24 protein-coding genes are annotated in these 24,836 nt (G+C 69.0%); 11 read left to right on the forward strand and 13 right to left on the reverse strand.

Going from position 1 to position 24,836, the window contains the following annotated elements; translation table 11 throughout:
• Window positions 1-5 precede the first annotated feature (5 nt).
• Window positions 6-1,100 carry an LOG family protein gene (locus ACWEOO_RS12695; RefSeq protein ID WP_452143061.1) on the reverse strand — a complete coding sequence of 365 codons (1,095 nt, stop codon included), beginning with the start codon at window positions 1,098-1,100 and terminating at the stop codon, window positions 6-8.
• Window positions 1,101-1,165: 65 nt separating this feature from the next.
• Between ACWEOO_RS12695 and ACWEOO_RS12700 the strand changes: the two genes are divergently transcribed.
• Window positions 1,166-2,455 carry an aspartate aminotransferase family protein gene (locus tag ACWEOO_RS12700; protein WP_452143062.1) on the forward strand — a complete coding sequence of 430 codons (1,290 nt, stop codon included), beginning with the start codon at window positions 1,166-1,168 and terminating at the stop codon, window positions 2,453-2,455.
• Here ACWEOO_RS12700 and ACWEOO_RS12705 read toward each other — a convergent pair.
• Window positions 2,439-3,923: an FAD-dependent monooxygenase gene (locus ACWEOO_RS12705; RefSeq protein WP_452143063.1), complete on the reverse strand. Its 1,485-nt coding sequence runs from the start codon at window positions 3,921-3,923 to the stop codon at window positions 2,439-2,441. The two genes, ACWEOO_RS12700 and ACWEOO_RS12705, sit on opposite strands and share 17 nt — an antisense overlap.
• 91 nt (window positions 3,924-4,014) lie before the next feature.
• On the opposite strand from ACWEOO_RS12705, the gene ACWEOO_RS12710 reads away from it, so the two are divergent.
• The 3 genes from ACWEOO_RS12710 to ACWEOO_RS12720 all read left to right on the forward strand — a co-directional run bounded on the left by ACWEOO_RS12710 (window position 4,015) and on the right by ACWEOO_RS12720 (window position 6,094).
• A complete protein-coding gene (locus ACWEOO_RS12710) occupies window positions 4,015-4,668 on the forward strand; it encodes a TetR/AcrR family transcriptional regulator C-terminal domain-containing protein (protein WP_452143064.1) in 654 nt (217 codons plus the stop codon).
• 239 nt (window positions 4,669-4,907) lie between these two features.
• Window positions 4,908-5,243, forward strand: coding sequence for a transposase (locus tag ACWEOO_RS12715; protein WP_452143065.1), 336 nt, complete (start codon window positions 4,908-4,910; stop codon window positions 5,241-5,243).
• Complete coding sequence (locus ACWEOO_RS12720; RefSeq protein WP_452143066.1) at window positions 5,240-6,094, forward strand: IS3 family transposase; 855 nt, start codon at window positions 5,240-5,242, stop codon at window positions 6,092-6,094. The genes ACWEOO_RS12715 and ACWEOO_RS12720 overlap by 4 nt, the downstream gene beginning before the upstream one ends.
• Before the next feature lie 71 nt (window positions 6,095-6,165).
• Here ACWEOO_RS12720 and ACWEOO_RS12725 read toward each other — a convergent pair whose 3' ends face one another.
• From ACWEOO_RS12725 to ACWEOO_RS12740, 4 genes are all read right to left on the reverse strand, one after another.
• Window positions 6,166-7,047: an amino acid ABC transporter permease gene (locus tag ACWEOO_RS12725; RefSeq protein ID WP_359941853.1), complete on the reverse strand. Its 882-nt coding sequence runs from the start codon at window positions 7,045-7,047 to the stop codon at window positions 6,166-6,168.
• The gene (locus tag ACWEOO_RS12730; protein ID WP_355483657.1) at window positions 7,047-7,694 is read right to left on the reverse strand and encodes an amino acid ABC transporter permease; all 648 of its coding nucleotides are present in this window, start codon (window positions 7,692-7,694) and stop codon (window positions 7,047-7,049) included. The genes ACWEOO_RS12725 and ACWEOO_RS12730 overlap by 1 nt, the downstream gene beginning before the upstream one ends.
• A 75-nt stretch (window positions 7,695-7,769) precedes the next feature.
• Entirely contained in the window at window positions 7,770-8,696 is a 927-nt protein-coding gene (locus ACWEOO_RS12735; RefSeq protein WP_452143067.1) for a glutamate ABC transporter substrate-binding protein, read from the reverse strand.
• Between the two features lie 58 nt (window positions 8,697-8,754).
• Window positions 8,755-9,483: an amino acid ABC transporter ATP-binding protein gene (locus ACWEOO_RS12740; RefSeq protein WP_359942009.1), complete on the reverse strand. Its 729-nt coding sequence runs from the start codon at window positions 9,481-9,483 to the stop codon at window positions 8,755-8,757.
• 298 nt (window positions 9,484-9,781) lie between these two features.
• Here ACWEOO_RS12740 and ACWEOO_RS12745 point away from each other — a divergent pair, with 298 nt between their 5' ends.
• Complete coding sequence (locus ACWEOO_RS12745) at window positions 9,782-12,457, forward strand: WD40/YVTN/BNR-like repeat-containing protein (protein WP_452143068.1); 2,676 nt, start codon at window positions 9,782-9,784, stop codon at window positions 12,455-12,457.
• 77 nt (window positions 12,458-12,534) lie between these two features.
• On the opposite strand, the gene ACWEOO_RS12750 is transcribed toward ACWEOO_RS12745, so the two are convergent.
• Entirely contained in the window at window positions 12,535-14,046 is a 1,512-nt protein-coding gene (locus tag ACWEOO_RS12750; RefSeq protein WP_452143069.1) for an amidohydrolase family protein, read from the reverse strand.
• Window positions 14,047-14,146: 100 nt separating this feature from the next.
• Here ACWEOO_RS12750 and miaB point away from each other — a divergent pair, with 100 nt between their 5' ends.
• Together miaB and ACWEOO_RS12760 are read left to right on the forward strand one after the other, a co-directional pair.
• The gene (gene miaB / locus ACWEOO_RS12755; protein ID WP_452143070.1) at window positions 14,147-15,619 is read left to right on the forward strand and encodes a tRNA (N6-isopentenyl adenosine(37)-C2)-methylthiotransferase MiaB; all 1,473 of its coding nucleotides are present in this window, start codon (window positions 14,147-14,149) and stop codon (window positions 15,617-15,619) included.
• A complete protein-coding gene (locus ACWEOO_RS12760; RefSeq protein WP_452143071.1) occupies window positions 15,616-16,278 on the forward strand; it encodes a phosphotransferase in 663 nt (220 codons plus the stop codon). Before miaB ends, ACWEOO_RS12760 begins: the two co-directional genes overlap by 4 nt.
• On the opposite strand, the gene ACWEOO_RS12765 is transcribed toward ACWEOO_RS12760, so the two are convergent.
• The 6 genes from ACWEOO_RS12765 to ACWEOO_RS12790 all read right to left on the reverse strand — a co-directional run bounded on the left by ACWEOO_RS12765 (window position 16,275) and on the right by ACWEOO_RS12790 (window position 20,560).
• Complete coding sequence (locus ACWEOO_RS12765) at window positions 16,275-18,077, reverse strand: LamG-like jellyroll fold domain-containing protein (protein WP_452143072.1); 1,803 nt, start codon at window positions 18,075-18,077, stop codon at window positions 16,275-16,277. The genes ACWEOO_RS12760 and ACWEOO_RS12765 overlap by 4 nt on opposite strands.
• 64 nt (window positions 18,078-18,141) lie before the next feature.
• Window positions 18,142-18,594: an NUDIX hydrolase gene (locus ACWEOO_RS12770; protein WP_452143073.1), complete on the reverse strand. Its 453-nt coding sequence runs from the start codon at window positions 18,592-18,594 to the stop codon at window positions 18,142-18,144.
• A gap of 68 nt (window positions 18,595-18,662) precedes the next feature.
• Window positions 18,663-19,061, reverse strand: a complete 399-nt coding sequence (locus ACWEOO_RS12775) for a hypothetical protein (protein WP_452143074.1) — start codon at window positions 19,059-19,061, stop codon at window positions 18,663-18,665.
• 44 nt (window positions 19,062-19,105) lie between these two features.
• Window positions 19,106-19,852 (reverse strand): MBL fold metallo-hydrolase, encoded by a 747-nt coding sequence (locus tag ACWEOO_RS12780; protein WP_452143075.1) that lies wholly within the window; start codon window positions 19,850-19,852, stop codon window positions 19,106-19,108.
• 69 nt (window positions 19,853-19,921) lie between these two features.
• On the reverse strand, window positions 19,922-20,164 hold the full coding sequence (locus tag ACWEOO_RS12785; RefSeq protein ID WP_452143076.1) for an antitoxin: 243 nt from the start codon (window positions 20,162-20,164) through the stop codon (window positions 19,922-19,924).
• Between the two features lie 123 nt (window positions 20,165-20,287).
• Window positions 20,288-20,560, reverse strand: coding sequence for a hypothetical protein (locus ACWEOO_RS12790; protein WP_452143077.1), 273 nt, complete (start codon window positions 20,558-20,560; stop codon window positions 20,288-20,290).
• A gap of 121 nt (window positions 20,561-20,681) precedes the next feature.
• Between ACWEOO_RS12790 and miaA the strand changes: the two genes are divergently transcribed.
• From miaA to ggt, 4 genes are all read left to right on the forward strand, one after another.
• Window positions 20,682-21,686, forward strand: a complete 1,005-nt coding sequence (gene miaA / locus ACWEOO_RS12795) for a tRNA (adenosine(37)-N6)-dimethylallyltransferase MiaA (RefSeq protein WP_452143078.1) — start codon at window positions 20,682-20,684, stop codon at window positions 21,684-21,686.
• On the forward strand, window positions 21,673-22,176 hold the full coding sequence (locus ACWEOO_RS12800) for a SigE family RNA polymerase sigma factor (RefSeq protein WP_452143079.1): 504 nt from the start codon (window positions 21,673-21,675) through the stop codon (window positions 22,174-22,176). The genes miaA and ACWEOO_RS12800 overlap by 14 nt, the downstream gene beginning before the upstream one ends.
• 7 nt (window positions 22,177-22,183) lie before the next feature.
• On the forward strand, window positions 22,184-22,867 hold the full coding sequence (locus tag ACWEOO_RS12805) for a hypothetical protein (protein ID WP_452143080.1): 684 nt from the start codon (window positions 22,184-22,186) through the stop codon (window positions 22,865-22,867).
• A gap of 91 nt (window positions 22,868-22,958) precedes the next feature.
• Window positions 22,959-24,770 (forward strand): gamma-glutamyltransferase, encoded by a 1,812-nt coding sequence (gene ggt / locus ACWEOO_RS12810; protein WP_452143081.1) that lies wholly within the window; start codon window positions 22,959-22,961, stop codon window positions 24,768-24,770.
• Window positions 24,771-24,836: the final 66 nt, after the last annotated feature.

Below are 24,836 nucleotides of genomic sequence, written 5' to 3' on the forward strand. Positions count from 1 at the left end.
CATTTTCAGCCGACGAGGGCGACGGCGTCGTCGATGGTGTCGACGAGGTGGATCGACTGCGCGAGTGCGCGCTTGCCGGCGAGGGACTCCAGGAGCGGCCAGACGGGGAGTCGGACCGTCCAGTGGTCGATGCCTACCAGGATCAGCGGGATCTGGGTGGCGGCGTCGCCGTAGTAGTTGGGGGTGACGGCCTGGAAGACCTCCTGGACTGTGCCGGCGGCGCCGGGGAGGTAGATGATGCCGCCGCGGGCGCGGCCGAGGAGGACGTCTTCGCGCTGGGCGTTCGAGAAGTACTTCGCGATCGATCCGGCGAACACGTTCGGCGGCTCGTGGCCGTAGAACCAGGTCGGGATCGACACGCCGCCGTCGCCGGGGAAGCGGGCGCGCACGCTGAGCCCGGCTGCGGCCCAGGCGCCGATCGACGGCCGGAACGACGGTACGGCGGCCAGCTCGGCCAGCGCGGCCTCGACACCGGAGTCGTCGTACGACGCCAGCGACGCGCCGAGGTTCGCGGCCTCCATCGCGCCCGGCCCGCCGCCGGTGACGACCATCTGGTTGCGACGGGCAAGCGTACGACCGAGCAGCACCGCGGCGCGGTAGTTGTCGTCGCCGCGCAGCACGCCGTGACCGCCCATCACGCCGACCCACGGCTTGTCATCGGGCAGTTCCGCCAGAGCGTCCGCGATCGCGTGGTCGTGCAGCGCGGCGGCGAGCGTCCGGCTCGTGTCGCCCCGCTCGTCGTGCTGGCGGGACCACGCGTAGATCTGCGCGTCGGGCGTGGCGGCGTACCCGTGCTCGATCCCGGCGTACAGCTCGTCGGCGTCGTACAGCCGCCCGCGGTACGCGTCGAACGGCAGCGCCGGGATCGCCGGGAACACCAGCCCGCCGCCGTCGCGGATCCACAGCTCGGCCTTGTCCTCGAGTGCGCAGCCGAGGAACACCGATCCGGTCGGCGTCAGCATCAGCAGCTCCGCCGTCCGGCCGGTCAGATCCACCGACTGCACCCGCCACCCGGCCATCGCGGTGGCGCCCGCGGCCAGCAGCCGGTCGAAGTGCTCCAGGGACTCGATGTCCACATGCGGAATGCTCGGCAACGTCACGCTGAGCACACTAGCGATTGTCCGGCCCGATAGACGTGCTCTATCAGGTGAGGTAATGGTTGGACATGACACATGCGGAGCTCTGGGAGCGTCACAAGGCCGTTATGCCGGCTTGGCTCGCGTTGTACTACGAGGAGCCGATCGAGATCGTGCAGGGGTCCGGCCGCCGGGTCACCGACGGTGAGGGGAACACCTACCTGGACTTCTTCGCGGGGATCCTCACCAACGCGATCGGGTACGACATCGCGGAGATCTCCGACGCGGTCCGTGAGCAGCTCGGGTCCGGGATCGCGCACACCTCGACCGTGTACCTGATCCGCAAGCAGATCGAGCTGGCCGAGCAGATCGCCGAGCTGTCCGGGATCCCGGACGCCAAGGTGTTCTTCGCGAACTCGGGCAGCGAGGCGAACGAGACGGCCCTGCTGCTCGCCACCCAGAACCGCCGCTCCAACCAGGTGCTGGCGATGCGCAACTCGTACCACGGCCGCGCGTTCGGCACCGTCGCGATCACCGGCAACCGGGGCTGGTCCGCGAGCAGCCTGTCGCCGGTGAACGTGCAGTACGTGCAGGGCGCGTACCGGTACCGCAGCCCGTTCCGGGACCTGCCCGACGCCGACTACGTCAAGGTCTGCGTCGACGACCTGCGCAACGTCATCGAGACCACGACTGCGGGTGACGTCGCCTGCCTGATCGCGGAGCCGATCCAGGGCGTCGGCGGGTTCTCCTCACCGCCCGACGGCCTGTACGCCGCGTTCAAGGAGGTCCTGGACGAGTACGGGATCCTGTTCATCTCCGACGAGGTGCAGACCGGGTGGGGCCGGACCGGCGACCATTTCTGGGGGATCCAGGCGCACGGCGTCGTCCCGGACGCGATGACGTTCGCGAAGGGGCTCGGCAACGGGTTCGCGATCGGCGGCGTGGTGGCGCGCGGCGACCTGATGGACAGCATCAAGGCGAACTCGCTGTCGACCTTCGGCGGCAACCCGATCTCGACCAGCGCCGCGAAGGCCACCATCGACTACCTGCTGGACAATGACCTGCAAGCGAACGCCGCCAAGCGCGGCGCGCAGCTCGTCGACGGCCTGCGCGGCATCTCCGACGAGTTCCCCGAGCTCGGCGACGTCCGCGGCAAGGGCCTGATGCTCGCGGCCGAGATCGTCAAGCCCGACGACAACGCCCCCGACGCGGCCGCCACCGCCAAGCTCCAGCAGGAGACCAAGGACCGTGGTCTGCTGGTCGGCAAGGGCGGTCTCTACGGCAACGTCCTCCGGATGGCGCCGCCGATGACGCTGACCGAGGAGGAAGCCGCGGAGGCGGTGGAGATCATCCGCGACTCGTTCAACACGCTGCGCTGACGGTCGCGGGACCGAACCAGGTCGTCATCGCCTCGTCCAGCCCTTCGGCGTCCGGCTCGTCCGTGGCCCAGGCGACGTATCCGTCCGGCCGGATCAGTACCGCGGCCGGCGCGGGCACGTTGCCGACGCCGGGGATCGTCAAGCGCTCGGCGCCGCGCTGCGCCTGGACGCGGTCGACGCGGTCCGCCCACCCGTCGACGGACGGTACGACGCCGTCGTCGAAGGCCAGCAGAACGGGCCGGCCGGCGGTCAGTAGGCGATGGACGCGGGTGGCCTCGCCTCCGACAGTGAGGTCCGCATCCGGGACCCGACGTCCGGTCAGCGGGTGATCGCCCTTCACGTCGTACTCGAGGTCGAGGGCGGTGATCATCAGGCCGATCCGGAAGCGCACGTCGTCGACGTCGAGCAGCCCGGTGAACGTCTCGCGCAACGCGTTCACGTGCGCGCCGGGGCGTGACAGGGCGGTCTGCGCCCGGGTGTTCTGCAGCACGCGCGCAGCGACCGGGAAACGCTCGGCCTCGTAGCTGTCCAGCAGTTCGCCCGGCACCTGGCCGCGTACGACGGCCGCGAGCTTCCAGCCGAGGTTGACCGCATCCTGTACGCCGAGGTTCAGCCCCTGGCCGCCGGCCGGGAAGTGGATGTGCGCCGCGTCCCCGGCCAGGAACACCCGCCCCTCGCGGTACCGGTCGGCCTGCCGTGCCGCGTCGCCGTACTGCGAGACCCACCGCGGGCTGTGCATCCCGAAGTCGGTGCCCGCGACCTCGCGGAAGGATTCCCGGAAGTCCTCGAACGACGGCTCGTGCGCACGATCCAGGACCCGGTCGTACCGCTGCACCATCAGCCGGTGCCAGCCCGGCTGGAACTGGATCACCGAGAAGTCGCCGGGACCGCGCCGCTGCCCGAAGACCGTGCCGGCCGGCGGCTCGGCCAGCTCGACGTCGGCGAGCATGCCGACCATCGTCGCGTCCGTGCCGTCGAACCCGATGCCGGCCAGCTTGCGGACGGTACTGCGCCCGCCGTCGCACCCCACCAGGTACGAGCAGCGGATCAGCCCGCCGTCCGGGCCGCCCACCTCGACCTCGACCCCGTCGTCGTCCTGACGGATCCCGACCACCGGCGAGGACCAGCGGACAGCCGCGCCGAGCTCGGTCGCGTGGGCCTCGAGCTCGCGTTCGATGACCGCCTGCACGATGCCGAGCGTGAACGGGAAGCGGGTCGCGAAGTCCCCGAACTCCATCCGCAGCCCACCGAAGTGGCCCGCCTGGATCGGCCGTCCCAGCGGCAGCAGACGGTCCATCAGGCCGCGCTGGTCGAAGATCTCCATCGTGCGGGCGTGAATGCCGCCGGCCCGCGACTCGCCCGTCCGGGCCGGGAGCGCGTCGACCACCACGACGTCGATCCCGGCCAGCCGCAGCTCGGCGGCCAGCATCAGCCCGGTCGGACCGGCGCCGGCGATCACCACATCCATGAGCGTCTCCTTAACGTTCTTCAATTCTCTTTAACGCTGTTAAGGAAAACAAAACGTTGTTAAGCTTGTCAAGGACGAACAGGAGATCGACGTGAAGCTCGACGCCAGGACCATCGCCACCGCGGCGCTGCCGTTGCTCGACGACGGCGGGGTCGACGGCCTGACCATGCGCAAGGTGGCCACCGCGCTCGGCGTCCAGGCGCCGGCGCTCTACTGGCACGTCAAGAACAAGCGCGAGCTGCTCGACGCGATGGCGCGCGTGCTGTTCGTCAGCGCCGTCGACGGGCTGGAGGCGCCGCGAAGAGGGACGGACTGGCAGGAGTGGCTGGCCGAGCTGGCGGGCCGGCTGCGCAAGACCCTGCTGCGGTACCGGGACGGCGCCCGTGTGCTCGCCGGCACCAACGTCAGCGACGACTCCATGTGGCGGGTGACCGAGTTGACGCTGCGCACGCTCGAGGACGCCGGGTTCTCGGCGCGTGACGTCACGCGGGTGTTCCCGCTCCTGCTGCACTACACGATCGGCTACGTCATCGAGGAGCAGGCGCAGACCGGTGTCGACTACCCGGACGGCAACCCGTACCAGACGGACGAGATCAGGAAATCCGTCGACGCCGAGCGCTACCCGTTGACGGCGCGGATGGTCGTCGACCTCTTCGCGGCCGACCCGGACGCGGAGTTCGACCACGGCGTCCGGGTGATCCTGGCCGGCGTCCGCGCGACGTACGACCTCCGCCCCGGGAACTGAGAAGGCCCCTCCCGGGTTGAACCGCTCCCCAGAAGTTGGACTGAGAAATTCAGTTCCGACTCCTGGGGAGCGTTCGTATGGATGGACGTAGTTCTTTGTCCGTGGGGCAGCGTGAGCGGGCGGTAGCGTGGTTCGAGGAGGGCTTGGGGTATCGCTCGGTGGCGGGGTTGCTGGGTGTGGCAGTCTGGCCGGTCAAGCGGCTGTATCGCCGCTGGCAGGTCTGGGGCAGAGGAGCGCTGGTGACCAAGCCGACGAAGCGCTCGTACTCGTTCGAGTTCAAGCTGGCTGTGGTGAAGAGGTTCCTGGCTGGCGAGTCAGCGACGGTGCTGGCGGCCGAGCATCAACTGTCCGCGCCGGAGCTGGTGAAGAAGTGGGCACGGACGTATCGGCGCGAGGGTGCCGACGGGCTACGGCCGAAGCCGAAGGGCCGGCCACCGAAGGCTGGGCAGGGCCCGGACGCGCCGGTTCGGCTGGAGTCGGAGCTGGAACAGCTCCGCCGCGAGGTCGAGCGGTTGCGGGCAGAGAACGCCTACCTGGGAAAAGTACGGGCCTTGAGGGATCAAGAACGGCGGTGAAGGTTGCCGCCGTGGTCGCCCTCAAGGCTGAACATCGTCTGGACTTGCTGCTGCAGATCGCCGGGCTGGCCCGGTCCACGTTCTTCTACCACCAGGCCCGCCTGGCTCGACCGGATCCGCGCGCCGAGTTGAAGACCGCGATCACGGCCGTGTTCGAGAACAGCCACCGCCGTTACGGGCACCGGCGCGTCCACGCCGTACTGGCCCGGCAGGGCTGGCGGGTGGCGAAGAAGACCGTCCTGAAGCTGATGCGCCGACTCGGACTCCACTGCCCGGTACGGCGCAAGAAGCGCTACAACTCCTACCTGGGTGAGGCCGGCCGGACCGCTCCGAACCTGCTGAACCGGGACTTCACCGCGACCGCCCCGAATCAGAAATGGGTCACCGACGTCACCGAGTTCAGGGTCGGAGACCGCAAGCTCTACTTGTCGCCGGTGATGGACCTGTTCGACCACCAGATCATCGCCTACGCGATCGGCAACTCCCCGAACCTGGCCCTGACCAACAACTCGCTCCGCGAGGCCGTCGCGACCCTGGAACCCAGCCAGGCGCCGCTGGTGCACTCCGACCAAGGGTTCCAGTATCAACACCCCACCTGGCAGCGGCTGCTCGCCGACGCCGGCGCGACCCAATCGATGTCTCGCAAAGCCAACTGCTACGACAACGCCGTCATCGAGAACTGGTTCGGGCACCTCAAAGAAGAACTCTTCAACCACACCCGATACGCCTCCGTCGACGCGCTGGCCGAAGCACTGCACGAGTACGTCGGCTGGTACAACAACCACCGCATCTCCACACAGCTCGAGGGCCTGAGCCCGGTGCACTACCGGACCCAGACCCTCGCAGCCTAGAAACCCTCTATAACCTTTTACTTAACCAGTCCAACTTTCCGGGACCAGTTCAGGTCGGGAGGGGCCTTCGGTCAGATCTTGTCGTCGGCGTCCAGGGTGCTGGCGGCGTCAGGTGCCTCGGTCATCGGCGGCGGGGCGCCGGTGATCTTGCGGCGCCGCCGGGAACGGCCCTCGAGGTAGCGAGCGAGCAGGGACAGCAGCGAACACAGCCCGATGTAGATCAGCGCGACGACGATGTACGTCGGGATGTACGGGAAGCCGTACGTCAACCGGCCGCCCATCTGCTTCGCGACGTACAGCAGTTCGGCGTAGGTGATGATGAAGCCGAGCGCGGTGTCCTTCAGCAGCACGACCAGCTGGCTGACGATCGCCGGCAGCATCGCGCTGATTGCCTGCGGCAACAGCACGAGCCGGACCACCTGGTTCTTCCGCAGCCCGAGCGCGTACGCCGCCTCGCGCTGGCCCTTCGGTACGGCGGCGATACCGGCGCGGAAGATCTCCGCGAGCACCGAGCCGTTGTAGAGGGTCAGGCCGAACACGACCGCCCAGAACGGGCTGAGCCCGAGCTGGAACTGGATGTTGCCGAAGTAGAAGTAGAACATCAGGATCAGCAGCGGGACCGCGCGGAACAGCTCGACGATCAGTGTCGCCGGGGTCCGGATCCACTTGTGGTCGCTGATCCGCGCCGCCGCGAAGACCGCGCCGAACAGCAGCGCGAGCACCGCCGCGAGACCGGCCGCCCGCAGCGTGTTCAGCAGGCCGTCGAGCAGCTGCTGCTGGATCGACGAGTACTGGAACTGCCGCCAGAGCCGGCCCTCGAACTGGCCGTTCTGGTACATCCGGTTGATCAGCCACGCGAGCGCGCCGACCAGGACGACCAGGACCAGGATGTTGGTGATGCGGTTGCGGGCCTTCGCCCGCGGCCCGGGAGTCTCGTACAGGACTGTGCTCATCAGGCCACCGCCGTCCGTCGTTCGGCCCATCGTTGCAGGAAGATCAGCGGCACGATCAGGATCAGGAAGCCGATCGTGATCCACAGCAGCGTGAGCAGCTGGTTCTCACCGCGCTCGGACATCGCGGCCGGGATCGAGCCGGCCTCCGCGACCGAGAACCCGGCCGCGATCGTGGTGTTCTTCAGCAACGCGATGAACACGCTCATCAGCGGCGGGATGATCGCGCGGAACGCCTGCGGCAGGACGACGATCGAGAGCACCTGGTTGAACGACATGCCGATCGCGCGCGCCGCCTCGGCCTGGCCGGGGGCGATCGTGTTGACGCCGGACCGGACCACCTCGCAGACGAATGCCGAGGTGTAGATCGTCAGCGCGCCGACGCCGGTCCAGAACGGGCTCGGCAGCGCGAGCTGCATCTTGGCGGCGCCGAAGAACAGGAACGCGAAGACCAGCGTCAGCGGAGTGTTCCGCAGGACATTCACGTAGCCGGTGCCGATACCGCGCAGGGCCGGCACCGGGGAGACCCGGAACGCTCCCAGGATCGTGCCGAACACCAGACTGAGCACGCCGGACACCACGAACAGGCGGATCGTCAGCCAGAAGCCGTCCCGGAACAGCGGCCAGTTGTCGGTGAGGACCGAGAACATCGCGACCTTCCTCTTGCCTTCAGGAACAGAATCCGGCCGCGGCGCCCGTTGCGGACACCGCGGCCGGCTGATGGATCAGTACTTCTCGAGCGGCGGCGGCGTCGAGTTGGAGCCCGACTTGCCGAGCGTCTCGTCGTAGATCGCCTTCCAGGTGCCGTCGGAGGCCGAGGTCTCGAGGATCGAGTTCACCTTGTCCCGCAGCGCCTTGTCGGCCAGCGGCAGGCCGATGCCGTACTTCTCGGTGCTGAACGGCTTGCCGACCACGCGGAGCTCGTCGGGCGCCGTGGCGGCGTACCCCTTGAGGATCGCGTCGTCGGTGGTGACCGTGTCGACCTTCTTGTCCAGCAGCTGGGAGACGCACTCCGAGTAGGTCTTGAACTCGGAGATGTTGCTCGCCTCGGTCAGGTTCTCGTCCTTGACCCGCTGGATCGGGGTCGAACCGGTCGCGGAGCAGACCTTCTTGCCCTTCAGGGCGGTCTTGCCGGCGTCCATCGAGGTGTCGTCCTTGCGGACCAGGAGGTCCTGACCGGCGATGAAGTACGGGCCGGCGAACGAGACCTGCTTCTTGCGCTTGTCGGTGATCGAGTAGGTGCCGACGTAGTAGTCGATCTCACCACCGGCGATCGCGGTCTCGCGGTTCGCCGACGGGATCTCCTTGTACTCGATCTTCTCCGGGTCGAGCCCGAGGCCGGCCGACACCATCCGGGCCACCTCGATGTCGAACCCGCAGCGCTTGCCGTTGGCGTCCTTGTAGCCGAGGTTCGGCTGGTCGGCCTTGACGCCGACGATCAGGTTGCCGCGGGACTTGGCCTTGCTGAAGGTCTGGCTGCCGGCCACGTCCACGCCGCTCGCGGCGGTGAACTTGTGCAGCTCGCCGCAGGAGTCGGACGCGTTGCCGCCGCTGTTGCCGCCGCCGGCGCTCGGCTCGTCCTTGCCACACGCGGCGGCGGTCAGCGCGAGCGCTGCGACGCCGAACGTGGCGACGAGGGTGCGCATTCTCATGATCAGGTTCCCCTTCGTTTCGTTGCTGGTACAGCCCGCGGGCGGTGTGACTGCCGGATCAGTGCTTCAGGATCTTGCCGAGGAAGTCCTGGGCCCGCCTCGAGGTCGGGTTCGTGAAGAAGGTCTCCGGGTCGGCCTGCTCGACGATCTCGCCGTCGGCCATGAACACCACCCGGTTCGCCGCGGTCCGGGCGAAGCCCATCTCGTGCGTGACGACGACCATCGTCATGCCCTGCTTGGCGAGGTCGATCATCACCTCGAGGACCTCCTGGATCATCTCCGGGTCGAGCGCCGAGGTGGGCTCGTCGAAGAGGATCACCTTCGGGTCCATGGCCAGGGCCCGCGCGATCGCGACGCGCTGCTGCTGGCCGCCGGACAGCTGGGCCGGGTACTTCGCGGCCTGCGAGGCCACCCCCACCCGCTCCAGCAGCTCCATCGCCCGCTTCTCGGCCTGCTTCGGGTCGGTCTTGCGGACCTTGCAGGGACCGAGGGTGACGTTCTGCAGGATCGTCTTGTGCGCGAACAGGTTGAAGGACTGGAAGACCATGCCGACATCCGCGCGCAGCTTGGCCAGCTCCTTGCCCTCGCTGGGCAGCGGCTGCCCGTCGAGCGTGATGCTGCCGGAGTCGATCGGCTCCAGCCGGTTGATCGCGCGGCAGAGCGTCGACTTGCCGGACCCCGACGGGCCGATCACCACGACGACCTCGCCCTGGTCGATGGACAGGTTGATGTCCTTCAGGACGTGCAGTTCGCCGAAATGCTTGTTGACGCCGGTCAGCGCGACCAGACCGGTTTGCGTCAGCGTGTCGGAATCGCTCATGGCCAGAACCTAGCGGAGCGGGGGGCCCGGTCGCAGCGCTGGGTGGTACCACGGTGGTAACGATCTGCAATAAAGGCACGCTCCGTGCCAAGGTCGTCACGGATCGCCGAAATGCATGTTTTCCCTATGTAACTGATGGTCGGAGGACGATCACTTCCACGCCTGCGGGAAGTGGACGTATGGTCCCTCCGGCCCTCGCACGCCAGGGCTACGGGAGCGCCGCCACGTCGACGGCGACCCGCCAAGAACCACACCGGAGTGCGTCATGCGGATCTCGCTGACCAAACGCAGCCGTCAAGTCATCGCCGGCGGGCTGGGAACCGCCCTCGTCGCCGCCGGTATCGGCGCCTACGCCGGCCGCTACGAGCTGAAGGAAGAGTGGCTCAAACATCAGTGGGCCGGGCGGCACTACAACGCCGCCGTGATGGAGAAGGCGCTGATGATCGCCGGCGGAAACCCCGCCGAGATGCAGAGCGAGTCGAAGGAAGCCTTCACGATCGCCGACGAGTTCGAGCAGGCCCGGACCGCGCCGGGCGGCATCGTCGCACCGGGCGCGTACTCGGCCGCCTTCGCCCAGCTCACTGCCCTGCCGCACACGGGCGGTGCGTGGCGTGAGGTCACCAAGGTGCCGTACGACGCCGACGACGCCCGGTACCGCGACTGGTACTCCAACTCCAGCGGTGGCGCCGGCTACGTCACCGGCCGGATCACCGGTCTTGCCGCCGACGACGCCAACCACGTGTACGCCGCCGGCGCGAACGGCGGCGTGTGGCGCTCCAGTACCGGGGGCGGCAACTGGACACCGCTGAGCGACACCTTGCCGTCCCTGAGCGGCGGTGATCTCCAGCTCGCCGGTGACGGCTCGCTCTGGTACGCGACCGGCGAGGCGAACACCGGCGGTACGTCGTACGTCGGATCGGGCGTCTACCGCCTGGCGAATCCCACCACCGGCAGCTACTCGCCGTCCGACCGGGTCGGCGGCAAGGAACTCGAGTCGACCACCGTCGGCCGGCTGCGCTGGGGCGGCGGGCAGGTGTTCGCGGCGACCAACCGCGGCGTCTGGTACCACGACGCGTCGACGACCGCCGGCGCCTGGAAGGTCGCCTTCTACCCGAACCCGGACTTCATGCCGCAGATCAACGACGACGCCGGCAACGTGCTGGTGCCGGCCGGCAGCCAGACCGGCGGCGCGACGAACGCGGCGTACAAGAACATCGTCAACGACATCGCGATCGACCCGAAGAACCCCAAGCACGTGATCGCCGCGATCGGCTGGCGATCGGGTGACACCTACAACGGGTTCTACGAGACCAACGACTACACCGCCGGTCCGTCGAGCTGGAAGCGGCTCGACGTGGTGCTGGGCGGTATCAAGAACAGCACCGACGTCGGCTACACGACGTTCGCGTTCAGCAAGACCGGCGATCGTCTCTACGCGATGGTGCAGCAGCCGAGCAAGATCAACGGCAGCACGAGCCTGGCCGGCATCTTCGTCTCCAAGACCGGCAGTCCGTCGGGTCCGTGGAACAAGATCGCCGACCCGCAGATCCTGCACAACAGCGGCTCCGCTCTGGACCGCAAGGGGTACGCCGTCGGCGTCCAGGCCTGGTACAACCAGTTCCTGACCGTCGATCCGGCCAACGCCGACCACGTCTGGGCCGGGCTGGAGGAAGTGTTCGAGACGACCGACGCCGGCTCGCACTGGGCCACCGTCGGGCCGTACTGGAACTTCGGCTTCCCCTGCTGGAACATCGACGACTCGAAGAACACCTGTCCGATGGCGCCGCACTCCGACCAGCACTCGGTCGCGGTCGGTACGTCGGGCGGCAAGCCGGTCGTCTTCGTCGGCAACGACGGCGGCATCTACCAGCGGCCGGTCAACGGCCAGGTCAACGCGAACAAGAATGGCACCGACTGGAAGTCGCTGACCACCGACGGGACCATGGACGCCCTGCAGTACTACTCGGTGTCGGTCGGCAAGGACACCGAGCACGGCGGCGTCGTGGTGTCCGGCGGTTTGCAGGACAACGGTGTCTCGAACCTGTTCGCCGTACAGCCGAACGGCAGCAACAGTGATACCAAGATGGGCTCCAACTTCGGCGGTGACGGCGGCGACGGGGCAGCCGATCCGCAGAACGGCTGCAACCAGCTGCAGGAGTACGTCGCTCTCGCGGTCAAGATCACCAACAACTGCGCGCTGAACACGGGCGCGCTGAGTGAGGCCGAGGCGAGCTCGTGGAGTCTGGACCCGGGTGACCCGAGCCCGCGGTTCATCGCACCGATCGCGATCGACTCGGCGAACTCGAACGGCTTCATCGCGGGTGGTCAGTACGTCTACACCTCCACCAAGGGCTGGGGCATGCGCAGCGCGTCCGAGTGGACGAAGGCGTTCGATCTCGGAGCAGGGCACTCGGCGACGGCAGTCGCGATGCGCGGCGGCGTCGGCTGGGTCAGCTGGTGCGGCCCGTGCAACAACGCTGGCTTCACCCGCGGCCTGGCCACCAACGCCGGCGGCAGCTGGCACCAGGTGACCTTGCCGTCGGAGTTCCCGAACCGGTACCTCGCGGGCGTCGGCATCGACCCGGCCAACGGACAGCACGCGTACGTCGCCGTGAACGGCTTCTCGCGCCGCTTCACCGAGGGCCCGGGCGCGGGTGTCGGCCACGTCTACGAGACCAAGGACGGCGGCGCCACCTGGTCGGACATCTCGGCGAACCTGCCGGACGTCCCGACGAGCGCCGTCAAGCAGCTGGCGAACGGAGCACTCGTGGTCGGATCGGACCTGGCCACGTTCTACCGGGCGCCGGGCGCGACCAACTGGCAGGTGCTCGGCACCGGCCTGCCGACCACCACGGTGATGGACATCGAGTCCGGCCCCGACGGCAACGTGTACGCGGCCACCCACGGCCGCGGCATCTGGAGCATCACGCCACCCGCGTGACGCCCCAAGCCTGACTTTGAGCACCCACCAACCAATACTCGACGAGGATTTTGGTTGGTGGGTGCACAAAGCAGGTGTCAGGCGGGCCGGTGCGCGCCGCAGCAGCCGCCGGCGGCGAGGGTCGTGACGGCGGGTTCCTTCACGGCCGCCTCGACGTCGGCGAGCATCCGCTGGCGCTGGGCGGGGGAGATCACCCGGCCGCGGGTGACGACCGTGTGGATCCGGCGGGTGTTGCGGATGTCGGTGAGCGGATCCGCGTCCAGTACGACGAGGTCGGCGATCTTGCGTGGCTCGACCGCGCCCGTGTTCAGGCCGAGGAACTTCGCCGGCTCGACGGTGGCGGCGTACAGCGCCTGACGTGGCGTGGCGCCGGCGCCGACCAGGTGCTCGAGCTCGTCGTGCAGAGCGAACCCCGGCACGGAATACGGCGTGCCGGTGTCGGTGCCGGCCAGGATCGGTACGTCGTGCGCGAACAGTTCCCGGACGAACCGCTGCCGCCACGCCCACATCTGCCGCTGGTGGGAGATCTCCTCGGCGGTGCGGTTGGCGGCGTACAGGTTCTGGATGACGTAGTCGTAGGTGCCGATCGAGTCTGCACTGAGGTACTTCGCGAGCGCCGGGTCGAGCTGTGTGTAGTCGATCTGGTCGAGCACGTTGTGCATCGTGAGCGTCGGCGTGACCCGGGTCCGGTTGCGGCGGAGCGTTCCGAACACGTCGGCGGCGCGCGCCGGGCTGTAGGTGTTCGCGGCGATCCACTCGATCGCGTGCAGCTGCCGGAACCAGGCGTTGTAGTCGCCGGTCGGCACAGTGATCGCGAGCAGCATCCGCCGTACCTCGGCCTCGCGGGTCGAGACCGCCAGGCCGAGCGAGTGGATGTGCTCGATGCTGCGCTGGCCGGCGTTGCTGACCTCTTTCGAGGTGACCTGGTCGGGGCCGTGACCGTGGACGGTCAGACCGACCTTGCGGGCCTCGTCGACGATCGCGCGCCAGGACTCCCGGCTCAGCCGCGAGTAGACCTTGACGAAGTCGGCGCCCTCGGACTTCACCCGCCGTACGGCGGCCCGCGCCGCGGCGGCGTCGTCGACCACGATGACCTGGATCAGGTTCGGGTCCCACAGGGTGGGGTCGCCGTCGATGATGTTGCTCGCGACCACCATCCGCGGACCGAGCAGCGTGCCCGCCTCGATCCGGTCGCGCCAGTCGTACAGCATCGGGTTCGTGCCGGCCATCTCGCGGACGGTGGTCAGACCGTTGGCCAGATAGAGAGGTGGCGACACCCGCTCGTCCCCGAGGCTGTGGACGTGCATGTCGGCGAGGCCCGGGATGACGTACTTCCCGCTGAGGCGGATCTCCGCGGCCCCGCGCGGCACCGGGAGCCGCCCGACGCCGATGATCCGGTCGCCGCTGATCAGCACGGTCTGGTGCGGGTTCTTCCGGCCGGTGCCGACGTCGACGACGGTGACGTCGGTGAGGGCGGTGATGCCGGTACGGCGTACTGCGAACGCGGGGGTCGTGGTGAACGCGCCTCCGGCGAGCACGACGGCGCCGGCGGCGGTACGGGCGAGGAACTGACGGCGAGAACTGTTCATGCCCCTCACTATTGTCGCCGGGTGACCGATGGTCAGGGGTGTCAGCCCGCTGGCCCAGGTAGGGAAATCTCCACCGCGGCACGTACTCTTGGTGGCTGTCATGCGTACTTATGAGGTCCGCACCTACGGGTGCCAGATGAATGTCCACGACTCCGAGCGGCTGCGCGGGCTGCTGGAGGACGCGGGCTATGTCCGCGCGCCCGAGGGCGACGAGGCCGACGTGGTCGTCTTCAACACCTGCGCGGTCCGGGAGAACGCCGACAACAAGCTGTACGGCAACCTCGGTCACCTGGCGCCGGTGAAGGCCCGCAAACCCGGCATGCAGATCGCCGTCGGCGGCTGCCTGGCGCAGAAGGACAAGGCGTCCATCACGCGCAAGGCGCCGTGGGTGGACGTGGTCTTCGGGACGCACAACATCGGCTCGCTGCCGGTGCTGCTGGAGCGGGCCCGGATCGAGCAGGAGTCGCAGGTCGAGATCCTCGAGTCGCTCGAGGTGTTCCCGTCGACGCTGCCGACCCGGCGCGAGTCGCCGTACTCGGCCTGGGTGTCGGTGAGCGTGGGCTGCAACAACACCTGCACGTTCTGCATCGTGCCGGCGCTGCGCGGCCGGGAGAAGGACCGCCGGCCGGGCGAGATCCTCTCCGAGGTCGAGGCGCTGGTCGGCGAGGGCGTGCTCGAGGTGACGCTGCTCGGCCAGAACGTGAACTCGTACGGCGTGGAGTTCGGCGACCGGTATGCGTTCTCGAAGCTGCTCCGGGCGTGCGGGGAGATCGACGGGCTGGAGCGCGTCCGGTTCACGTCGCCGCACCCGCGCGACTTCACCGCGGACGTGATCGAGGCGATGGCCGAGACGCCGAACGTGATGCCCTCGCTGCACATGCCGCTGCAGTCCGGCTCGGACACCGTGCTGAAGGCGATGCGCCGGTCGTACCGGCGGGACCGCTACCTGAAGATCATCGAGGACGTGCGCGCGGCGATGCCGGACGCGGCGATCACCACCGACATCATCGTCGGGTTCCCGGGGGAGACCGAGGAGGACTTCCAGGGCACGCTCGACGTGGTCCGGCAGGCGCGGTTCGCGGGGGCGTTCACCTTCCAGTACTCCAAGCGTCCCGGGACGCCGGCCGAGTCGATGGACCACCAGGTCCCGCGCGACGTCGTCCAGGAGCGGTACGAGCGGCTGGTCGCCCTGCAGGACGACATGGCCTGGGCCGAGAACAAGCAGGTCGTCGGCCGGTCCGTCGAGGTGCTCGTGGCCGAGGGGGAGGGGCGCAAGGACGCCACCACCCATCGGCTCAGCGGTCGCGCCGCGGACAACCGGCTCGTCCACTTCGCCGTACCGGAAGGCGCCGAGACGCCGCGACCGGGTGACATGGCAACGGTCGAGGTCACGTACGCCGCGCCGCACCACCTGGTCGCGGACGTGTTCGGCGCCGTCCGCCGGACCCGTGCCGGGGACGCGTGGGAGAGGGCGCAGGGCGCACCGGCCGCCGCACCGGGGGTCATGCTCGGGATGCCGACGGTCGGCGCGAAGCCGATGGAGCCGGCAGTGGGCGGCTGCCAGGCCGGATGAACCTCCCGGCGGACGCGGAGCCGTTCGCCTTCGGCCGGGACGCGGACATCTACGCGATCGACGACGACTGGGTGCTGCGGCGGTACCGCAACGGTCACCCGATCCGCGACGAGGCCGACTTCATGCGGCACGTCGCGCAGCACGGGTATCCGGTGCCCGCGGTCCGCGACGTCGACGGCGCGGACATGGTCATTCAGCGCCTCGACGGACCGACGCTCGGCGACGCCGCGATGGCGGGTGAGCTCAGCGCCGTCGAGATCGGCCGGATCCACGCCGACCTACACCACCGGCTGCAGGCCATCCCGGCCCCGAGCGGTACGCCGGGTCACGTCGTCGTGCACGGCGATCTGCATCCGCTGAACGTGATCGCCACCGCCGGCGGCCCGGTCGTCATCGACTGGCGCAACGCCGAGGAGGGCACGCCAGAGTTCGACGTCGCGATGACCGCGATCATCTTCGCCCAGGTCGCCCTCGACCCGACCTACGAGGCCCTCACCGACCTCCTCCGCGACGCGCTGGCGACGTACCTCGCCAACTCCATCGACCCGACCCCCGGCCTGCCCGACGCGCTCCGCCGACGCGGCAACAACCGCACACTCACACCCGCCGAGCTGGCGTTGCTACCGGCGCAGGAAGCCCTGATCCGCTCGCACCTCTAGGCGTTCAGGAACTGTGAGGGCTCGAGGGGGCGGGTGACGATGCGGAGTTCGCCGATGTGGCCGGCGAAGCCCTGGTCGATCGTGTTGGCGTAGTGGCCGGCGCCGATCAGCCACGGTTGGCCGGTGGGGGCAAGACCGTTGGACGGGGTCGCCGGGTTACGGAGCAGCTCTGAGGAGTCGACGTACACGACGCTGTGCCGGCCGTCGTTCACGATCGCCAGGTGGAACCACTCGCCGGCGCGCTGCTCGTGGCCCCAGTTGGTGAACGTGTCGTTCTTGTCGGCTGGGTACACCGCCCACTGCACCTGCAGACCGCCGGAGAATCCGAGCTTCGCGGCCGGCTCGTCCGGGTCGCTGCCCGTCTTGCCCGCGTCGCGCCCGGTGCCGAGCCGCGTGAACAGCCCTTCCCACGCGTGGTCCTGCCCGTCGTCGGCGAGCTTCACGAACGCCTCGATCGTGTAACCGTTCGCGAAGGTCAGCGCGTTCAGCGGGGCGTCGTCAGCGGTCTTCAGGTAGCCGCCGCGGGCCGGGTTCTTGCCGCCGGGGAACAACCAGCTCGCATGACCTGGCTGATCCGGGTGGTACTCCGCCGATGCCGTCGGCAGGTCGGTGCTGAGCTGCGCCCGGGTCAGGTCGTTGCCGTGACCGGACTGGTCGGCCACCTTGTCCGCGACCGGCCCGTCGAAGCGCCAGTACGCCGCCGTACCGGGGATGACGAGCTGCTTGGCCGGACGCGCCGGACGGACCGGCTCCGGCGCGAACCCGGCGAACCGCTCCGCGAAGTCGACCGGCACGCGGAACCGGTTGACGTCGTCGCTCAGCTCGATCTCCGCCTCGGCGAGCTCGTTGCGCCGGGCCGGGTCCTGGGCCAGGATCCAGGGCGCGATCGTCTCGACGTCGATCGTGTTCCGGGCCAGGTCGAAGTGGTACAGCCGGACCATCCCCGAGCCGCCGTAGTACCGGTCCTGGTAGTTCGTGATGTGCAGGTGCACGTCGTTGCCGGCGGCATTCTTCCGGGTAACGCGGCCGGGCGGCCAGTAGTGGCCGTTGAGCGTGAGGAAGATCTGGTCGCTGCCGTCGACGAGCTGGTTCCAGACCCGGTTTCCGTGGTCGCTGAAGTACGCGACCGGGTTGCCGTGGTCGGCGTTCACCAGTTCGTGGATGGTCAGGATCACCGGCAGCTTCGGGTGCGCCTTGATCACCGCGCGAGCCCAGGCGAAGCTCGCGTCCGACGGCCGCCAGTCCATTGCCAGCAGCAACCACTGGCGACCGGCCGCGCGGAACACGTGGTACGAGTTGTAGCCGTTCGGCGTCGACCCGCCGTACGTCGGCATCCACCGGAACCGCCGCGGGCCGAACGTGTCCAGGTACGGCGACGGGCCGCGGGTGTCGTCCTTCGAGCCGTCGATGTCGTGATTGCCGGCCAGCACCGAGTACGGGAAGCGGGCGCGGTCGAGGATCCGGAACACCGGGTCGGCCTGCGCGAACTCGCTCGCCAGCGCGTTCTCCACGACGTCGCCGAGATGCGCGACGAAGACGATGTTCTGCTCGCCGCGCTGGTCGATCAGGTACTCGAACGTCGCGGTGAGCGGTGCGGCGTCACCGCGGTCCTGGTCGAACTGGTACTGCGTGTCGGGCACGACCGCCAGCGTGAACCGCGGGTGCTCCGTGTCGATCTTGGTGGGGCTCGCCGCGGCGGTCGTGGAACCCAGGACGCCGGGTGCTGCGATCGCGCCCGCCCCGAGTACGCCCGCCTGCAGGAGCCGTCGCCGGCTCGTTCCGTCGTACCGCTCGTTCATCGCCCCACGCTCCTGTGCTCGCTGACACCGCAGCGAACCTCATGGCGGGGGCCCGGCGGTGAACTCAGGCGAAACCCTGGGCGATCACGGCGGGAAGCGCGTCACCGGTCAACGACGCGAGCACCCGCGCCTCGTGCGGGACCACGGGATCCGGCAGGTCGTCCAGCGGATACCAGTCGAGATCGGCCGCCTTGTCCGGCTCCATCAGCCGCGGCTCGCCGCTCCACTTCTCGGTCACGAAGAAGAAGTCGACCCGCTCGTCGATCGGATCCCCGTTGCCGCCCGTGCGGTGCATCGCCGTCACCGGTTGGAGGTCCGACGGGTCGACGTCGATCCCGACCTCTTCCTTGAGCTCCCGCACCGCCGCCGCGAGCACCGACTCACCCCGCTCGACATGCCCTGCGGGCACCGCCCAGTACCCATCCATGTATCCGGTGTCGGCCCGCAGCAACAGCAACACCTCGTCCCCCCGCCGCACAATCACATAAGCCGCCGGCACCACCACAAACCGATCCATACCCGCACCCTAATCACCCCCACCCACCCGCCATCCCTCTGGGGCAGGACGGCACACGCCGGGGGACATCAGTTGCTCGGAGCCACGGTCTTGCTCATGACGCAGTGGTTCTTGCCCTTGGAGCGCTCGTAGGTGAAGCCGGCTTTTTCGAAGAGCGTGCGGGTGCCGTTGTAGAGGAAGGAGGCGGTGATCTTCTTGCCGCCCGTGTCCTGCGGGTAGGCCTCGACGCGCCCGCCGCCGGACTGGGCTATCAGGGTCAGGGCGCCGTGGAGGGCGACGGACGAGACGCCTTGGCGGCGGTAACTACGGTCGGTGAAGAAGCAGGTGAGGCGATAGTCCGGCAGTTGCTCCAGCCCGGCCTCGTACTCCTTGCGGTGGTAGATGTTCGGCAGCTCGGCCGGCGTCCCGTACTCGAGCCACCCGACCGCCCGCTCCCCGTCGAACACGCGTACCACCAGCTCGCCCATGAGCCGAGCGTACGACGCGTACCGGACGATCCCCGTCCGGAACGTCAGACGGTGTACGTGGTACCGGGGGAGGCGTACTCGATCGTCCCCGAAAACCTCTCGGCCGCGCGCGCAACCGCGACAGACGGCGTGAGCGAGCGGCCGATATGCGTGAGAATCAGACGCTTGGCGCGTGCCGCGACCGCCGTGTCGCCGGCCTGCTCGGGAGTGTGGTGCGCCGGCTCCTCGGTGGAGGTGTCCGCCTCGCAGAGCAGTACGTCGCAGTCGGTCGCCAGCGCGGTCAAGCTGTCGCACGGCGCACTGTCACCGGAGTACACAAGCGAGCGCCCACCAGTCTCGACACGTACGGCGTACGCGGGCATGCCGTGCTCGACCGCGCGACTGGTGAGCCGGACCGAGCCGACGGCAACCTGCCCGTCGTACAGCTCGATGACCTCGAACGCCGACTCGATCGGGCTCCGGGCCGGACCGTTGGTGAGGAAGCCCGCGAGCCGGTCCGCGATCCCCGGCGGGCCGTACAGCGGGATCGGCGCACGCAAGCTGATGTCGGCGTACAGCGCCCCGTAGTACGCCGTCAGCAGGTCGGCGCAATGATCCGCATGCAGGTGCGAGATCCAGATCGCGTCGAGCTCGTCGAGCCGCGCGTGCTCCTGCAGCGGACCGAGGGTCCCGCTGCCCGCATCCATCCAGATCCGCGTGCCGCCGGAGGCGACCAGATACCCCGAGCACGGGTTTCCGACCGCCGGGTACGGCGTGGCACACCCCAGCACGGTGAACTGCAGAGCTCCCATGCGCAAACCCTCTCCCGGACACGGCGAAGGGCCGCAAGCGGGGTGCTTGCGGCCCTTCGTGGGTGTGCGTCAGGCGGGGTTCTGCCGATCGGGGATGTCGTCGTTCTGGCCGTCCAGGTTGTCCAACCCTTCCTTGGCCTTGTCGACGCCCGTGTCGATCTTGTCGCTGTACTTGCCGCCCGTCTTCTCGTCGACGAAGTCACCGGCCTTGTCCAGACCTTCACCGACCTTGTCGCCGTGGCTGTCGACCAAGTCGGTGGCCTTGTCCTTCAGGTCCTCGGCCTTGCCCTTGAACTTGTCGAAGATGCCCATCTCGGGGCTCCCATTCCTGCGTAGTTGAGTGCTTACAGACAGCTAGCGTGATCTTCGCACCCCGAACGCCGGAACTGTGGGATCTCCGCGAGCGCCGTACCCAAAACGATGCCGGACAGGCTACTACTCGACGTCGCCGCCGCTGTCCGTCGTGCCACCGCCGGACTCGACGTCGCCGCCCGACTCCACGTCCCCGCCCGACTCCACGTCCCCGCCCGACTCCACGTCCCCGCCGGACTCCACGTCGCCGCCGGAGTCGGTACCGGGCTCGACATCGCCGGCGCTGAACTCGACGTCACCACCACTGCGCTTGGCCGCGGACACGTTGTCCGCCTCGTCCCCCAGGCCGAGCGCGTCCTTGGCCGCGTCCGACTCTTCCTCGAACGGATTCGTCACTTCGTTCCTCCCGTAGAAATGTTGCGAACTGCAGCGTTCCTACCGAACATTCCGGGTCATCCACAAGGCTGGTCCATACCTCTTGGCGAACTCTTCATCACGGTGCTGCCAGACTGGAGCGATGTCTGCTCCACTCGTCGTCGCGGTCGTCGGTCCCACCGCGGCCGGGAAATCCGACCTTGCCGTCGCGCTGTCGCAACGCCTGGGCGGCGAGGTGGTGAACGCGGACGCCATGCAGGTGTACCGCGGGATGGACATCGGTACGGCGAAGATCGGCACCGCGGAGCGCGCCGGCGTACCGCACCACCTGCTGGACATCCTCGACGTGACCGAGACGGCGACCGTGGCCGAGTTCCAGGCGCTCGCCCGGCAGGCGATCGACGACTGCATCGCGCGCTCGAAGGTTCCGGTGCTGGCCGGCGGCTCGGCGCTCTACGTCCGCGCGATCCTCGACGACTTCGTCTTCCCCGGCACCGACCCGGTGGTCCGCGCCCGCCTCGAGGCCGAGCTGGAGGCCCACGGCTCCGGCGCCCTGCACGCGGAGCTGCGCCGGCGGGACCCGAAGGCCGCCGACCAGATCCTGCCCAGCAACGGCCGCCGGATCGTCCGCGCGCTGGAGGTCATCGAGATCACCCAGGGCCCGTACGTCGCGACCTTGCCCGAGCACCGCTACGTCTACGCGGGCGCGGTCCAGCTCGGTCTCGACGTCCCGCGGCCGGTTCTCGACGAGCGGATCGGCCGCCGGGTGGACCGGATGTTCGACGCCGGATTCGTGGCCGAGGTGCGAGGACTGCTGAACAAGGGTTTGATTGAGGGGAAGACTGCCAACCGCGCCCTCGGGTATTCGCAGGTGATCGCGTTGCTGAACGGTGAGATCGACGAAGCGCAGGCCCGCGAGCGGACCGCCCAGGCCACCCGCCGGTTCGCGCGCCGGCAGGACTCGTGGTTCCGTAAGGACCAACGCATCACCTGGCTCCCGTACGACGCCGACGACCTGGTGGAGAAGGCACTCGAAGTGCTCAGTAGAACTGATGTGGCCCAAGGCAACCGCGAAGCCGTCCCCGGCGTAGTCGAGGTGACAACAGGCCCGGGCAACGACACTGGGGCCGTCGATGCGAGGGGGTGACCGTGAGGCCGAGTTCCGTGAGTACCTGCTCGCGGACCGCTCCAGGCTGATGCGTACGGCGTTGCTGCTCACCGCGGGGGATGTGCACACCGCCGAGGATCTGGTCCAGACCGCCTGCACCCGGGTGTACGTGCACTGGCACCGGATCAAGCACGAAGGCGCGGGCCCGTATGCGCACCGCATCCTGGTCAACGCCTTCCTGGACGAGCGCCGCCGCGCCGGCCGCCACCCGGAGGTGGTCACCGCCGAGGCGGTCGAGCCGCGACTGACCGATGTACCGGACCAGGCGGACACCCTCGCCATCCGGGGCGCGTTGCTGGACCTCGCGCCGCGGCAGCGGGCGGTCCTGGTCCTGCGGTACTTCCAGGATCTCGACGTCGCCAGCTGCGCGCGGATCCTGGACTGCACCGAGGGCACGGTGAAGAGCCAGACAGCCAAGGCGCTGAAGCGCCTCAAGGAACTGATGACGGAAGAGACGGGGAGTAGCTGAGAGCCCAGTGGACGAGGTCAAGAAACTACTGGAGGGGTTCGCGGACCGTGCCGCCGAAGGGCTGCCGGACGCGGATATCGACGCGGACGTCAGCCGTGGCCGGCTCGCGCTGCGCAGGATCAAGCGCCGGCGCCGGGTCACCGGGGTGCTGTGCGTCGCCGCGGCGTCGGCCCTCGTGCTCGCGATCGGCAACCAGGTGAAGTGGTGGGGCGGCGGCAACGAAGTAGCCGGCGGCACCGTCGAGCCGGAGACGTCGGCCGCGAGTCCCTCGACGGCACCGCCTGTGACGCCGCAGAGCAGCGAGCCGGTGTCGATGTTCGGCGCGTCCGTCGTCGAGCTGGTGGCGAACAAACAGCCCTGGAGCACGATCACCTGCTCGCTGGCGCCGAAGGGCTGGAGCGCCGAGACCCCGATCGCGACCAACCAGGTCGTGCTGTCCCAGCCGACGATGCGGACCGCGGACGCCGCCGCCAAGGTGATCCTGCAGACCGCGCCGCAGGCCCGCAGCCTGTCGCAGGTCCGGGTGACCGACGCGAGCGGCAAGACCTTCCACATCGGCACCCTCGGCGGCCGGCTGAGCGGTCAGGTGAAGCTTGCCGACCAGTGGCTGCTGGTCGAGCTCCCGGCCGGCACGGTCGAGTGGCCGGACGACGTGCTACGCCGCTTCATGAACTCCTGCACCGCGAACTAGACAGGACCTAGGCGCGCCACAACTGGCGCGCGACCCGCAGGTGGGATAGGCAGGGCTTGTCCCTGTCCCCGAGTCCGTGTGGGGGAAGTTCGTGAAGAAGCTGGTCGCAACCCTGTCCGCAGGCACTCTGATCCTGACTGCCTTCACCGCAACACCAGCCACCGCCGGGGCGCAGGCCCCACCCCGGCAGCCGACCTCGATCGGGTACGGCGGCGCCGTGTCCTCCGTCGATCCCGACGCGACGAACATCGGTCTCGACGTCCTGCGTCGCGGTGGCAACGCCGTCGACGCGGCCGTCGCCACCGCTGCCGCGCTCGGCGTCACCGAGCCGTATTCGGCCGGCATCGGCGGCGGCGGGTACTTCGTGTACTACAACGCCAAGTCCCACAAGGTGTACACGATCGACGGCCGGGAGACCGCGCCCGCGACGATGCCGTCGAACGCGTTCGTCAATCAGGCGACGGGCCAGGCGTATCCGTTCGCGCAACTCGTGACGTCGGGTGTGTCCATCGGCGTACCGGGAACGCTCGCGACGTGGGACCGGGCCCTCAAGCAGTGGGGTTCGCTGTCGCTCGGCAAGGCGCTGAAGCCGGCCGCGGACCTGGCCGACCGCGGTTTCGTGGTGGACCCGACGTTCCGCCTGCAGACGCTGGAGAACAAGGACCGCTTCGCGCAGGTCGTCCCGACCGCCAAGCTGTTCCTGCCGAACGGTGACGCGCCGCAGGTCGGCGCACTGTTCAAGAACCCGGAGCTCGCGGCCACCTACCAGCTGATCGGTCAGCAGGGACCGTCGGCGTTCTACAGCGGAGCGCTGGCCGGTGAGATGGCGGCCGTCGCCAAGAACCCGCCGAAGACCGCGGACGCCACGCTGCCGTTCTTCCCCGGCTACCTGCAGACCAGCGACCTCGCGGCGTACAAGACGATCGACCGCAAGCCGACGAAGGTCAGGTACGACGGCCTGGACGTCTACGGCATGCCGCCGTCGTCCTCGGGCGGCAGCACCGTCGGCGAGGCGCTGAACATCCTGCAGCCGCAGCACATCCGGCAAATGTCGACGACGCAGGCGCTGCACACCTACCTCGAGGCGTCCGCTCTGGCCTTCGCGGATCGCGGCGCGTACGTCGGCGACCCGGCGTACGTCGACGTACCGCTGAAGGAGCTGTTGTCGAAGGGGTTCGGGGCCGAGCGGTCGTGCCTGATCGACCCGCAGCACGCGGCGACCAAGCCGGTCAAGGCGGGTTCGCCCGACGGCGACTACTCGAAGTGCGGCAAGAGCAGTGCGGTCGAGGAGCGTCCGGACACCGAGGGACGGTCGACGACGCACATGGTCGCGGCCGACAAGTGGGGCAACGTGGTGTCGTACACGTTGACGATCGAGCAGACCGGCGGCAGCGGAATCACCGTGCCCGGGCGCGGCTTCCTGCTGAACAACGAGCTCACCGACTTCTCCGCCGTACCGGACCCGAAGGACCCGAACCGGGTCGAGGCCGGGAAGCGGCCGCGGTCGTCGATGTCGCCGACGATCGTGCTGCGCGGCGGGCAGCCGTACATCGCGCTCGGCTCACCGGGCGGCTCGACGATCATCACGACCGTCCTGCAGACGCTGACGAATCGGCTCGACCGCGGCATGACGCTGCCCGAGGCGATCGCGGCGCCGCGGGCATCGCAGCGCAACACCGCCTCGGTGACCGCGGAGCAGGCGTTCATCGACCGGTACGGCGCGGCGCTCGCGCCGTACGGTCACACGTTCACGCCTGCCGGTGCACCGGGAAGCTCGGCCTCCGAGATCGGAGCGGTCGCGGCGCTGGAGTTCTTGCCGGGCGGCGCGATCCTCGCGGCCGCGGAACCGGCCCGGCGCGGTGGGGGAGCGGCCGGAACGGCCTGGCCCTTCAGAGTGCGGTGATGATCGCGGCGACCAGGCCGGCGGGCTCGGCCAGGGTCGCCGCGACGTTCGGTTCGTGGACGGCGT

Source organism: Kribbella sp. NPDC004138 (assembly GCF_053603655.1).